The 12,722-nt window shown below is 48.1% G+C and carries 12 protein-coding genes and 2 pseudogenes; 1 reads left to right on the plus strand and 13 read right to left on the minus strand.

The genetic code is table 11. The features are described from left to right. A pseudogene (locus GV827_RS22220) lies at positions 1-135 on the plus strand (IS5/IS1182 family transposase); the annotation flags it as partial. 244 nt (positions 136-379) lie between these two features. On the opposite strand, the gene GV827_RS22225 reads toward GV827_RS22220, so the two are convergent. From GV827_RS22225 to GV827_RS22285, 13 genes and pseudogenes are all read right to left on the minus strand, one after another. Then, positions 380-1,351 carry a class I SAM-dependent methyltransferase gene (locus GV827_RS22225; protein WP_204326045.1) on the minus strand — a complete coding sequence of 324 codons (972 nt, stop codon included), beginning with the start codon at positions 1,349-1,351 and terminating at the stop codon, positions 380-382. A 490-nt stretch (positions 1,352-1,841) separates the two neighbouring features. Further along, the gene (locus GV827_RS22230) at positions 1,842-2,042 is read right to left on the minus strand and encodes a transposase family protein (protein ID WP_164356356.1); all 201 of its coding nucleotides are present in this window, start codon (positions 2,040-2,042) and stop codon (positions 1,842-1,844) included. A 153-nt stretch (positions 2,043-2,195) separates the two neighbouring features. Continuing rightward, positions 2,196-3,224: a sulfotransferase family protein gene (locus tag GV827_RS22235; protein WP_164356358.1), complete on the minus strand. Its 1,029-nt coding sequence runs from the start codon at positions 3,222-3,224 to the stop codon at positions 2,196-2,198. Positions 3,225-3,438: 214 nt separating this feature from the next. Then, positions 3,439-3,855: an IS200/IS605 family transposase gene (tnpA, locus tag GV827_RS22240; protein WP_164356376.1), complete on the minus strand. Its 417-nt coding sequence runs from the start codon at positions 3,853-3,855 to the stop codon at positions 3,439-3,441. Between the two features lie 227 nt (positions 3,856-4,082). Continuing rightward, on the minus strand, positions 4,083-5,249 hold the full coding sequence (locus GV827_RS22245) for a glycosyltransferase family 4 protein (protein ID WP_164356360.1): 1,167 nt from the start codon (positions 5,247-5,249) through the stop codon (positions 4,083-4,085). Between the two features lie 36 nt (positions 5,250-5,285). Next, positions 5,286-6,218, minus strand: a complete 933-nt coding sequence (locus tag GV827_RS22250; protein ID WP_164356362.1) for a glycosyltransferase family 2 protein — start codon at positions 6,216-6,218, stop codon at positions 5,286-5,288. Further along, positions 6,215-7,477 carry an O-antigen ligase family protein gene (locus GV827_RS22255; protein ID WP_164356364.1) on the minus strand — a complete coding sequence of 421 codons (1,263 nt, stop codon included), beginning with the start codon at positions 7,475-7,477 and terminating at the stop codon, positions 6,215-6,217. Before GV827_RS22255 ends, GV827_RS22250 begins: the two co-directional genes overlap by 4 nt. A 252-nt stretch (positions 7,478-7,729) precedes the next feature. Then, on the minus strand, positions 7,730-8,986 hold the full coding sequence (locus tag GV827_RS22260; RefSeq protein ID WP_164356366.1) for an oligosaccharide flippase family protein: 1,257 nt from the start codon (positions 8,984-8,986) through the stop codon (positions 7,730-7,732). 375 nt (positions 8,987-9,361) lie between these two features. After that, positions 9,362-10,390 (minus strand): IS110 family RNA-guided transposase, encoded by a 1,029-nt coding sequence (locus tag GV827_RS22265; RefSeq protein WP_164356368.1) that lies wholly within the window; start codon positions 10,388-10,390, stop codon positions 9,362-9,364. A 102-nt stretch (positions 10,391-10,492) separates the two neighbouring features. Next, positions 10,493-10,863 (minus strand): annotated as a pseudogene (locus tag GV827_RS22270) (transposase); the annotation flags it as partial. A 66-nt stretch (positions 10,864-10,929) separates the two neighbouring features. Beyond that, complete coding sequence (gene tnpA, locus GV827_RS22275; RefSeq protein ID WP_164356370.1) at positions 10,930-11,349, minus strand: IS200/IS605 family transposase; 420 nt, start codon at positions 11,347-11,349, stop codon at positions 10,930-10,932. 148 nt (positions 11,350-11,497) lie between these two features. Next, a complete protein-coding gene (locus GV827_RS23800; RefSeq protein ID WP_164356372.1) occupies positions 11,498-12,052 on the minus strand; it encodes an acyltransferase in 555 nt (184 codons plus the stop codon). Positions 12,053-12,429: 377 nt separating this feature from the next. Beyond that, a partial coding sequence (locus GV827_RS22285) for a hypothetical protein (protein ID WP_204326046.1) occupies positions 12,430-12,722 on the minus strand: 293 nt, incomplete at its 5' end.

Genomic DNA, 12,722 nt, shown 5'->3' on the forward strand with positions numbered 1-12,722 from the left:
CACTGTATCAAACTGCTTGGCCAATCCGTGATGGCCCGGGACTTCGACCGGCAGGTCGCGGAAATCCAAATCCGCATCGCCGTGCTCAACCGCTACACTGCTCTCGGCATTCCCGTCACAGAGCCCGCAGGATAAGTCCGTCCGGGGAAAGGGGAACTCTGCCCGTCACTGGATTTGTGCAACAAAGCCATGTTGCTTCACAACCTTATAAGCATTTGTAGAAAACGGAAAACGGCTTGCCTTTATTCAATCCACCAATTGAGCACAACTTAAGAGAGACTTTAAAATAATTTGACTCAACCATCTGATTAGACAACACAACCAATGCGATCTATTGCACAAAATATTTACATTGGAGGTCAGATAAATTTCTCTATTATCAGTTTACCCTAAAATAGAACGATCCAGGTTCTTGTTGAATTGTCAGACCCGGGCAGATGCGTTTCATGCTTTCAAACTCGTTATGCTTCAAGTAATTTAATGCGGCGACAACAGTGAACGATGGATTATTGCTTAACAACGCCTCTAACAAATACTGTTCATTCCAAAACCTCACATTCTTACGCAGCCAACTATCAGGGTAATGGTTAGGGGTAAAAATATCATGGACATGAACGTTCACTCCACTGCGGAGGGCTGGTACGATCTCAAGGTATTCAGTCAAAACATCACCGTTGGGCCTGATGATGTGAGATGAATCAATAAACAGTAAATCACCAGGAGACAGCAACTCGGTGATATGAGACAAGTCAGTGGACTCAACTCTCTCGCGAACCAGTTCAATGCCGGGAAAGTCTTCAAGCCAAGGCATCTCGAACGGCTCAATGCAAATGTGTCGCGCTGCTGCTCCTCCGCTCCGTTCATTCATTTTCAACGCAGCTTGGATGATCTTCGTGCTGGAACCGCAACCAATTTCGACTACAATCATTGGCTTGAGATACCTCACAAAGCTAAACAAGAACTCCGCGTCTCCTGTCTCAAAAGATCCATTTTCAATTTCGAACCTACTCAAACCCTCCACATATTCCTGCTCATTTAAAAACGCATCAAAGTCATCAACATAATCTAAATGCTGCAAAAGCTCCAGTTGCTCGCTTCGACGCAAGTCTATACCGGGCAACTTTCGGCGCTGTTTTCCGGCGTTTAATTCCTCATCGAACCGAAACTGAGGCTCGTAGTAATGGTCTCGGATAGGAAAAACACCGGCTTTTTGAAGGTGCCTTGTCGTCCGTGGCATACGAGCTGAACCAACCTTCCGATATAACTTCAGAGGCAAAGCAGCCAAGACTAATAGAGGGAAAACAAAAAAATCAACAACACGAACCAATTCTGTCATATTAGGTTTTTTCATTTTAGCTTTATCTCCTAGCCAAACATTCACGCAATTTGGTACCATATGCGCCATAAGTTGCAATTGAAATGAACCGTGCGATCAAACACCCCAAAATCATTCCGCTCAGGAAAAACTTTCAGAACAACATTGAACAAAACAACAACGTAAGACATTGCTTTATAACGGCTGATTTCATAGCTTCAACCCTTCCATCGTCGGTGCTATCGATAATCTGATGTCCATTGAAACAAGAGGCGCGTCTGATTTTTCTAACAAAGAATTAAGTGGTCCCACCTTTTTGGACAGCTCAGCGGTTGATCTAAGGTGTATCCGGGTTGGTTTTAATGCCGCCAATTTCTCTTCTCGACCGGCCCAGTATGCCTCCTTCGGCGTTCTGCGCTCAAGGGAAGAATAGGGCCGCTCGATGTTGTAGAATGTCATCCAGTTGTTGATCACCTGCCGGGCTTGGAAGCCGTCGGGATTTCCTCAAGGTAGACCGCCTCCTGCTTCAGGGATCGCCACAGGCGCTCGATGAAGATGTTGTCGAGATACCCTGCCGCGCCCCGTCCATTGAGATGCGCATCCCGACCTCGGTCAGCGTTGTGATCCAGGCCGATCCGGTGAACTGGCTGCCTTGACCCGTATTCATGATCTCAGGCGGCCCGTATCTGGCGATGGCCTCGTTCAGCGCCTCGACGCAGTGTAACATTAGGAACCAGCGTTCGCGCGACCATTTATGTTAGTCAAGTGTATCCTCATCTATTATCGGACCCAGTGCGTTGTACCAACTAGCGCTCCAATTCATGCGGCAAGCAGTATGCTATATACCGACTCCACTGAATATCTCTATTCGCCCATAATCTCACTTTAAAATTGCATCTTCGCGCCTGGCCTCTGCGACGCGTATTGCTAGCGACATTTCTGTTGCTTCGAAGATGGGCGTCAACCAGTTAGGAAGACCCAGAGAGGAATCGCCGCCTGGGTCAACGAGTGTGGACTCTGCATAATCCTCAAAGATTAGATCAGTACGTAACCCGAGAAACTTCTCGATACGCTTGGCCCAAGCGCGCGGTTCGGCACAGAGCTCCTCATATGGCACGTGCAAGGTGCCTTTTGGATCTAACGCCGCGAGCCGCATTCCTTCTCGCATCGCAACAATCCACTCCACCGCCGCGCGTCCCTCGTGATCTAATTCACTCATCACTTCAGTATGAGCGGCAAGGTCCGGGTGCTCTTTCACAACTTGCTCAACTAAAAGGTTCCATTTTCGGTCATTTGCCCCCCACCAGTCATGCACTTCAGAGCCGACGCGCTCACCGTGTCGTTCAGACCAAAGCTTTATGGAAGTACAGGTTCTTGAACCGCACCGCGAAAGAAATATGAATTTTGAATCCGAAAAAAGCTCACGAACGAATTCAGTTCGAAAGATTAGCTCAGGATATTTATCGACTATTCTCCGCGTGAAACTCAATCTCAAGTAGGCTCCATAAAGACGGCGTATTTGGCGCATCATCCTAGGTGAAGCATCTTCAGCTACAAGGCGATATCGCGCCCAGTTCCGATTATAGTTTCCGATTAGGTCCTCATTAGGATGTAGCTGCGCCCAAATTGCCTTTGGCTCATTGAGAAAGCCTACTTCATGATGCATTGATAACACTTTACCTAGAATCGTTGTGCCTGACCTGCCAGTTCCGAGAATAAATATTGGAGCTTCAACATTCTTCAACGCAGGCAATAATCTCACCATTTTTCCAATTCCGAAAACCAGGGGATTGATCCATTGCCCCCTCGTCGTAAGCGGACGTCCTTCAAAGAGCGCGTAACTGATCAGTCGCGCCCATACTCGGCTCGGTCGTCGGCGAGCATAGGAACGGTCAATCTGTGCTACCATTTAGGTTTCCTTTCAGAGGGTGGCTAATTGATCAAAATTCGTACGAAAAGCAGCGACTCATCCGGCCTCAGATACAAAAACCCAACCTGCCAGATCGAATTTAATAACTGAGGATATACGCAAAAGAAAGGGCATCTAACAATACATCCGGAAACGATGAAAGATCTATGTTCATCAAGTTTTGATTAACGTATGTCGTTCCAAAACTAAACCACTACCGACTGATGTCGGTAGGATTAGCGATATGCTGTTCCAGGTACTGAAGTTCGATGTCTTCCGTAATAGCGCCGTTGGTGGTTGAAAAGTAACCTCTGCCCCAAAAGCGACGGCCCCAGTAACGCTTTTTGATCTGCGGGAACTCGCGCTGGATTTTGTGGGACGACCGACCTTTCATCAGTCGTACAAGATCACTGATCGCCATTTTCGGCGGAACCGATACGAACATGTGGACATGGTCGCTGGACAGGACACCTTTGATGATGTCGACGCCGTTCTCCGCACAGACCTGCCGGCAAATGTCCCGGACGCGGACGCGCAATCGACCGTTGAGCACTTTGAAACGGTACTTCGTCGACCAGACCAGGTGGTATCTGTGATAGTACACGCAATGCTTGCCGCTTGAATATTGCATGATCGTATCCTCCCAAAATGAACCTTCAACCTGCGGCGGTTCATTTTGGGAGGATACGATCATAACCCGATTCTTCGTGCTGAAGCGCGCCCGTCTGGAAGACGGGGGATTTAGACCAATGAGTGGATATTAAAAAGGAGCATTTCCTACAACCAATAGAGGATAAATTGCAAAATGGCTGAAGAAAAATATACTCCGCAATATTTACATAGCCGCTCAAAAAAATCTCAGCCATTTCCAACCAACTTTTCAAAAACTGCTGCTGTGCGCTTTCCTATATCTTCCCAATCATTTAAGTTTTGCATATCAACATAAGCGGCATTGCTTAGTCGTGTCCGTAAGGTCTCATCTTCGATTAATTCTACGATCTTCTGAGCCAGGTCTTGTTCATTCTCTGACTTGAACAACACTCCGTTGCGGCCATCATCGATCACCTCGGCCATTCCCTCAATATCCGATACCAGCACAGGTGTGCGAAAGCTCATTGCCATAAGCAAAACGCCACTCTGATAAATTTTGCGGTACGGGAGCACAACTACATCTGCCGCGGCATAATAGTCCGGAACCTCATCTGGCGGGATGTACTCGAACCGAGTCGACACATTTTCCTTGACTCGGCTGGTCTCGATTTCCTTGATGATGTCTCCACCTTTCATTTTCCATGGCCTACCAGCAATCACTAGATGGGCATTAGAGTGACCGACAACAACCCGTTTCCAAGCATTAATAAGAACATCCAGCCCTTTGACCTTTTTGATCTGGCCAAAAAAAAGAAAAATTGGCGCAATAGGATCAAGACCCAACCGTCGCCTTGCGGAGAGCTTTGTTAAAGATGCTTCGTAGTACGAACAGTAGTTTCCATGAGGGATGACTACTACTCCGGGCACCTCCCCGATCAGCCCAGTGAGCTCTTTCCGGCTCACCTCATTATGGACAATAATTAAATCAGCACGTTTATAAAGGAAACGGGCTTTCTTTTGGCGGTTACCAAAATTCAAGAATGACTCGACGTCATGTACCGTTAATACGACCAGGAAACCGAATAGCTTGGACAAAAATAAATTGAGATATTCGAGCAAGCCGGTATTAAAAAGGTGAAAGTGAACGATCATCGCACCTTTGCGCCGCGCATCTATGAGAGCAAATAATGTTCCTCTGATGTAGCGTATTCCGCGTACAAAAGCACTGTCGCGCCCGAAGACGCGGTAGTATACATGCTTGACCTCGAACTCTGGATTTCTGGGTGGGATCGTCTTGTCTGACGTATAGAGTACGACGTCCACGGAAGCTAACGAAAGACCCTTACACAGACCAAAATCATAATAGTCCATACCACCGTGACCACCTACAGGCTCAACCTCAGCGACCATAATTCGCTCACCCTGCTTATGCACCCGTTTCACCTTTTTCCCACATGCTGATCATGTCATTTATTTGCGTAGACTCTGGGAAAGTCCATCACGTATACCAAGGCACACTGTTCGGACCGCCGAAAACCCCCGCCCTCTTGTCGCATTCAACGTTTTGAACGCCAGCCAAAATGGATAGACCAAAAAAATATTAACCAATTTGGAATACCGAACGTGTTTTCGAATATTAATAATGTTGTTTCGAACATTATGGTAAACTAAGAAATCAAAATTTGGATTCAGCGGCGACCAACGTGGAATGTGACCGGTATCGGAAGAAACGCTTTGGCTTCCGTGTACACGATGATAAAATTTCGCATCCCAGCAAACCCCAAGTGACCAACCAGCCTCTCGAATGCGAAGCGATAAATCGATGTCCTCCTCGTACATAAAGAAGACGGGATCGAATCCTCCAACAACTTCCAGAACGCTACGACGAATCATCATTACAGCACCCGACAGGAACTCAGACGGCACATAGTCAACTTGTCCAGGTTTCGAACTGCTGCAACGGCGCCCTCCGCCACGAGCGAAATCGACTTCACCAGAACCAAACCAGACCTCATCGCTGCCGTCGACTAGGATTAAGCCACCCACCGCACCAAGCTCAGCGTTGGCTTGTAGGCAATTCACGAGCTTATCGACAGCCCCTCGTTGGGCTCTTGCATCATTATTTAGCAGCAAAATATATTTACATTTCGTATTTTCCAAAATCCAATCTATGCCAAGATTATTGCCACCTCCAAAACCACGGTTAAGATCAGAATCAATGAATTTCACATAGCTAGAAAACTCGGCTTTGACACCTCTCAGCCCCGGATCGCTAGGCGAATTATCCACCACCACAATTCGCAGTTCCTTCGAATCAGATAGCATCGAGCCTAGACAGGCCCTCGTATCATCAGCACCGAAATAGTTCACAGAAACAACTGCCACCTCATTTAAATTGCTCACCACCGAACACCCCGCCTTAGAGTAGCACGACGCATCTCACCAACAAGGAAGATAAAAAAAAGCGTCGGCGCTGGACTAAAAATAAAAAAACCTGTGCTCACAGATAATGAAAATGAGTAGGTAAGCCATGCTACACTTGCTATATATGGGATCCTCAAAGGGCCAACTCGACAAGGAGTACAACGGGACACCTTCCACGCAAGATAAGGCACAAATAAATAAATAACCATACCGAGCATACCATATACGAACAACGCTCCAAGCAAGCCAATATCTGTGGGATAAAAATAGGTGAACTGCCCAAGAAATCCCTCATTCCATCGCGCACTAAGAAAGCCAACGCCTAGTAGCCAATGCTCAATTATCATCGGCCACGCCTCCATCGTCTGGAACAGGCGAGCATCGGCAGAAGGCTCTCCCGTTTCAATACCAAACAAGACAACATCAATTGCGTTCTGAAAAGGCTCTATAAGTGTCTGGAGGAACTCCGGAGCAAAAATCAGAAATGTCATAATTATGGGCATCGCAGATATCAGGGCAGTAACGCTAAAAACAGCAAGTCTGGTTAGCCGACCTAACTGATATTCAATCGACAAAACACCAATCAAGAAGGCAAGCAGCCCCGCTCTACCAACTCCAAGAAAAAAAAGTGAAAGGACCAAAAAGAGAAAGAACATTTTGCTTCTAAGAGTACCGTCTAGGCGACTAGATGTCCAAAAGTAGTACGTGAGAAAGACTAGAATATGAGTGGTAAAAACAAAGTATGCTGGGTTAACAGAACCGCCCTTAGCAAAAGTTACATATTCAAGGAAGTTGCCGGGATCCAAGAAGATTTTCGTAACTACGAAGATTAGGGCGGCAAACCAACTCACCACTAGAAGTCCGCGAACTATATCTTCTACTTCGATGCGACCTCTCTGACAAAGTTCGTAAAGAATTGCAACAGAAAGCATCAGAGCGTCCCCACGACGCGCCAAGACGCCAAAAATCATTGGTTGGCCCCATACTAAAGCAGCGGCGTATGCAAGTTGAAGAGGAATATAAATCACTAATATCAGAATATATAGAGAAAATATTGATACACTTTTCTTCGCAACTAAGTTCATGCCGATAATCACTAGAAAACCAGCGACAGAGAAGATGATACTTCCCTCATAAAGAGCACGCAAATAGGGATAATTCCAGAATACTTGTATTGCGATGTATATCCAGACGCAGGCGACCAAGACGCCGTATCGAAATCGGAGCAGATTCGTCATCACGTTATCCAGTAAATATGTTTAGTTATCTTATCAGTGCGTCTCGTATTCAAGTATTCCCACCCCGTACTTTCAAATTAGAATACTTATGAAGTTAACCAAGAGTCCATCAATATGATAGATGAGTGACATATAGGAAATCGTATGTGAAATCGGGCAAGAAGACTTCAGTAATTTAAGCTTCAATATTGATGCCCCCGAAAGACTTTAAACTATATTTGCAAACATGTCGTAATACATGAATAATCTCAACTAGAGTATTCCAGGTCTGAAACCCAATTTTCGCCTTACGAGTACGGCCAAAAAGATATTCAGTAAGAGCAAACCAATTGACATAGCCAATGCACCCCCAAAGGCTTGGTATTTTCCAACTAATGACACCAGTGCGATTGTAGTTGCGAGCGCTGCAAGTAGTTGGACCCAAATATGAAGTTTCTCATGCCCGGCAAATATGAGAAACATGCCAACTGATCCGAGTGTAGCCGACACGAATTGCGCTCCACACATTACGACAAGGGGTAAGTAGGCTTGATCCACGTAGTTGGGTCCGAATGTCAGAGCTATGAGCGGCTTACCAAAGAATATCAAGGTTAGAGCGACGGGTGCTGATGACGCAGCGGTCATCCTTGCAGCAGTGCGAGCAATTTTATGAAGATCATCTAGGTCACCATCACGCAAAGTGCGTACAATGTGGGGCCCTAGAATAGCATTGATGAAAAGCATCGGGAAGTTGACTAACTGTGCGCCGCGTTCGGCAACACGAAAGAATGCCACTTGGTCCTGGTTACCTAGTATCCCGAGCACAATGATGGCCACTTGAGCTCCGAACATAGATATTCCATTAATGGCAGTGAGGGAAAATAGAGCTTTCCCCCATGTTCCAAGACTTGCAGTGTCTGGGTACTCAACGTTAATTCGTTTTGGTACATACAAGTTCACAAGCCATACCGAAATTATCGAGACCAAGGTAAAGGATGCAATTTGTAGGAAAACTCCCATCATAGCCGTAGCCGTGGCCAAATACCAAAGTAAGGACATTCCGGAAATCATGACTATCGGGGGGATAATCCGGCTAGCGGCTTCGGCGATGGCAGGTCTTCCGATTCCCTTGAGAATTCCGTTACATATTGCGGTGATCCCTAAGAGGGGCAAAATAAAAATTGCGAAAGTTATGATTTCTCCGGTGCGCCATTCAACCACGCTGTTCAATGCAAAGATTCCGGCTATCACTACAGAAGACGATACCATCACCCAAAGTGTCGTCGCACAAATAACCCGATTAATTACAGAATAATTGCCTTCATGCATGGCTCCTGCGATTTCGCGAGTTAGCAAGAAAGGAATTCCCCCCGACACGGGGACTGAGAGAAAGTAAGCCGTTGTTATCGCAAAAGAGAATAAACCAAACTGCTCGACTGCAAGAGTGCGCGCAAGCAGCACATTCACAGCCAAAGCCAAAGCTAACCCAATAACAGATACAGAAGAAGTATTTAGAAATTGCTTAAACATTTGGGGGGAACTTCTGTAGATGCGGCACTATTTGAAAAACCTTTGGCTGGGGTCTGGACTTCGGTAACGGGGCCGTCCGAGTCAAGGGATTTGGGCAAACGAGTTAAGCCGCCAAAGCGGAGCTTTTTGTTCGTCTTGTCCGTTGTGCTTTATCTTGCGGCTTTCGGTTGAGGCCCTTCGGGTACATGCTTCGGTCCGTGGTCAACGCCTAGGTTGCCAACATGATGCTGGTTCGATGTAATTCCGATGTGCCCATCTCATAGGCGTGCTTGACAGAAGTCAGCGACGGTCCAGACCACGGCATCATCGGAACCACGTCCCTGTGGGACCTCGAAAGCCTGCGATTAAGCAGGCAACGGGTGGAGTATGATCCGGTCAGGCAACTTTTGGCGCGGCATCGGGCTGGAAAGTTGTGCCATCGACCCAAATTCGATGGAGTATGACGGCGATACGACGCGCCAGAGCAACCATCGCAATCTTTCGGCCACGCCGTTGTGCCAGTTGTGCGCCCCATGTTCTCAGCCATGTCGACCTGCCACGGTTCATCATCACGGTTGCGGCCTGGCACAATGCCCGCCGCAGGTTAACATCACCGGCTTTGGTAATGCCGCCGGATACATCACGCTCACCGGACTGGTTGCGCGATGGCGTTAAACCAACCCATGGACCGATCCTCTTTGAAGATCGGAAGCGCGCAGGATCATCGACCGCCGACCGATAAGTCAGCGCGACGACTGCGCCAATTCCGGGCATCGTCATCAGCCGCACACAGATTGGATCGTCCTGAGCGAGCTGGCGTACCTGCTTCTCAAGGGTTGCGAGTTCCAGACGAAGCGCCGCCTTGGCCCGCAGCATGGGAGATGTTGCCGTTTCAAGCATAGTGTTGCCCTCGGCCATTTCTCGAATGCGGCTCTCGAATCTGCCACGGGAGATTGCGCCGACCTTCAGACCAAAGTTCCGAAGAAGCCCTCGCAGCGACATCTCCAGTGCGATCATGTTTTGCTGAATGGCCTTCCGCGCACTGAGAACGGCGCGGGTTTCTTGAGCCGAGACCGATTTGCAGTGAACCGGGCGGAACCAGCCGAGATGAAGTAGGCGCGCAATCCCCTCAGCATCGCGCCGATCTGTCTTGATCGGCATCGCCTTTAGCGCACCCTTCACCTGTCGCGTCTCCATTAGAACGGCATCCAGGCCCGCTTCGGTCAGTCCGCGATGCAGCCATTGCGACAACGGTCCAGCCTCCAGCCCAATCGCGGCGACACTTCCGTCCAGACTGCCCAGCCAGCGCACCAGAACCTCGGGTTCGCTTATAACCTCTGTTTCCTTGATGACTTTGCCGTGTTCGCTGATCACGCAGATCGCGGTCTTGGCCACTGACACGTCCAGTCCGATAAACAGTCTCATCCCGTCGTCCTCCATGTGGGTTCAATACGGGAATGGCGACAGCACGGCGCTGATCTGGCAAGTGGCAAAGGCGATGCGCGACGCAGGCCCCGTTACGGCATCTCATAGCCAATAGATGACGGTTGCGGCGAGGGCGATGGCTGAGAGGAAGACCTTTGGGCACCTGTCGTAGCGAGTGGCGATCCGACGCCAATCCTTGAGCCTGCCGAACATGATCTCGATCAATGCCTGGCAGTGCGTCACGTGGTGATGTCACGAGAGGGGCGGTTGCGCAGCTTGTATCTCCGCTTGTCGTATTTGACAGTCTTCTTGCGTTGCTTTCGGCCGGGGGTGCATGCGCGTATCCCTTTGTCTTCCAACGCTTCTCTGAACCAATCTGCATCCTAGTCGCGGTCCCCGAGCAGCCACTCGACATTTGGCAAGCTGCTGAGCAGTGCTCGTGCTCCGATGTAATCGCTGACCTGATCCGCAGATCACCATACCGGCCAGCGGCGCGTGGAAAAGCCGCACATAAAGGCCTGACACAAGACCGCACTCGATCAAACGACCACAAAGTCAAAAACCTCTTGCTTCACGGGCGACAACCACACAAGTACGATGTCTTCCGTAATAGCGCCGTTGGTGGTTGAAAAATGCCCCCGGCCCCAAAACCGTCTGCCCCAGTAGCGTTTCTTCAGTTGCGGGAATTCGCGCTGCACCTTGTGGGAGGACCGACCTTTCATCAGCCGGACCAGATCGCTCACCGCCAGCTTCGGCGGCACCGACACGAACATATGGACATGATCCGCCGACAGCACACCACGAATGACGTCAACACCCTTTTCACGGCAAACCTGTCGGCAAATGTCCCGAACCCGCAGTCGAATGTCGCCCTGTAGAACTTTGTAGCGATACTTGGTCGACCATACGATGTGATAGCGGTGATAGAACACGCAGTGGCTGCCGGTGTCGTATTGCATGTCCTTACCCTCTGGAAAATGAGCCTTCGACCCGGCTGCGGCTCATTTTCCAGAGGGTAAGGACATCCGCTTCTCGATTCACGCTAAAGCGAAACCGACTGGAAGTCGGTGGGTTCGCTCCACGGCGTGGATACTAAATAGTGCAATATTATTGAAAAGGTTTGTGAAAATCCAGTTGATACTTAAGGTTTCTCTCTCGCTCCCCAATAACAACCGCCGGCACTCCAGCGACAATCGCAAATTGCGGGACATCTTTAGTGACGACGGCACCTGCTGCAACCACTGCTCCCCTGCCTATCCGGACATTAGGAAGAATTGTTACCCTGCAACTTATCCAAGCATAGTCTTCAATTCTAACACACCCCCCAGTAATTCCATAGTCTGGGTCTTGCGGATCATGTTGCATTGTCCAAATCCATACGCCCATAGACAACGAAACGTTATTACCGATAATTATGCCATTTCTTGCATCTAGCATTGCATCATTGCCAATAATTGTATTTCTTCCAATAATTAACTTTTGGGGGCTGTAGAAGCGCGTTCTCCAATGTACACTGCTGCTTGTTCCAATTTTGACCCCAAAAGATCTATAAACAAATTTTCGGAATACATGTATGGGGACATACCCTGTCACCGTTAGAATATACAACTGTAGACCATCTAACCAAAGAATCGAGGCTCTTAGAAAGCCCGATGTTCTCATGTATTGATATAGTGAACTCAACTTCATTTGAATCTAATTTCTATCTAATTGAGTATAACAAAGCTAAATATTGTTCGGACGAGATGTTGGATTTAGTACATGTGGTTTTCAATCCGTCAATTCATCTTATTTTCAGTTCAAAATCAACGCATTTTTTACTTAAATGCCTAGAAGCAACAATTTGCCATGTGCCATTTTTTCGCTAGATATTGGTCTCTCTCGCGCTGTCTGGCAATTTAAGGTTTATCCTACATATATCAGTTTTCTCATTCCGCCTCCGATATCTCGTAATCCGTTATCGGGGCACAAGTTCTCGGTATAGTAAGTTTACAAACCGCGAAACTAAAATTGGTTCTTGAGTTCTTGGTAAACTGCAATTACAGGAAATCGTACTCCGATATTAGAACATTTGTAATCCCCCAGGTATAGTTCGGATTGATATTCTGGAACTCGATGACGTTGTCGCCAACCTGCTGATCCGACGCCAGAATATCAAACTGGAACGTGCCCGTGCCGTTATCCCCGGTCATGCCAAGATACCCAAACCCCACCCCGTTCAGCAGTATCTCAACTTCTCGCGGATCATCCATATCGTAGCCTGTCAAACTCAGTACAAGGTCTTCAGTCGTGCCCGTAAACCCAGCCCGGATCAGCCCATCTGAATCACTTG

The organism is Sulfitobacter sediminilitoris, from assembly GCF_010667575.1.
GTDB classification, from domain to species: Bacteria; Pseudomonadota; Alphaproteobacteria; order Rhodobacterales; family Rhodobacteraceae; genus Sulfitobacter; species Sulfitobacter sediminilitoris.

Excerpts from the sequence above, each read along its gene's own strand:
- GV827_RS22260 (WP_164356366.1), bottom strand. The coding sequence starts at position 8,986 with ATGTTTAAGCAATTTCTAAATACTTCTTCTGTATCTGTTATTGGGTTA.
- tnpA (WP_164356376.1), bottom strand. The coding sequence starts at position 3,855 with ATGCAATATTCAAGCGGCAAGCATTGCGTGTACTATCACAGATACCAC.
- GV827_RS23800 (WP_164356372.1), bottom strand. The coding sequence starts at position 12,052 with ATGAGAACATCGGGCTTTCTAAGAGCCTCGATTCTTTGGTTAGATGGT.
- GV827_RS22235 (WP_164356358.1), bottom strand. The coding sequence starts at position 3,224 with ATGGTAGCACAGATTGACCGTTCCTATGCTCGCCGACGACCGAGCCGA.
- GV827_RS22230 (WP_164356356.1), bottom strand. The coding sequence starts at position 2,042 with ATGTTACACTGCGTCGAGGCGCTGAACGAGGCCATCGCCAGATACGGG.
- GV827_RS22265 (WP_164356368.1), bottom strand. The coding sequence starts at position 10,390 with ATGAGACTGTTTATCGGACTGGACGTGTCAGTGGCCAAGACCGCGATC.
- tnpA (WP_164356370.1), bottom strand. The coding sequence starts at position 11,349 with ATGCAATACGACACCGGCAGCCACTGCGTGTTCTATCACCGCTATCAC.
- GV827_RS22255 (WP_164356364.1), bottom strand. The coding sequence starts at position 7,477 with ATGACGAATCTGCTCCGATTTCGATACGGCGTCTTGGTCGCCTGCGTC.
- GV827_RS22225 (WP_204326045.1), bottom strand. The coding sequence starts at position 1,351 with ATGAAAAAACCTAATATGACAGAATTGGTTCGTGTTGTTGATTTTTTT.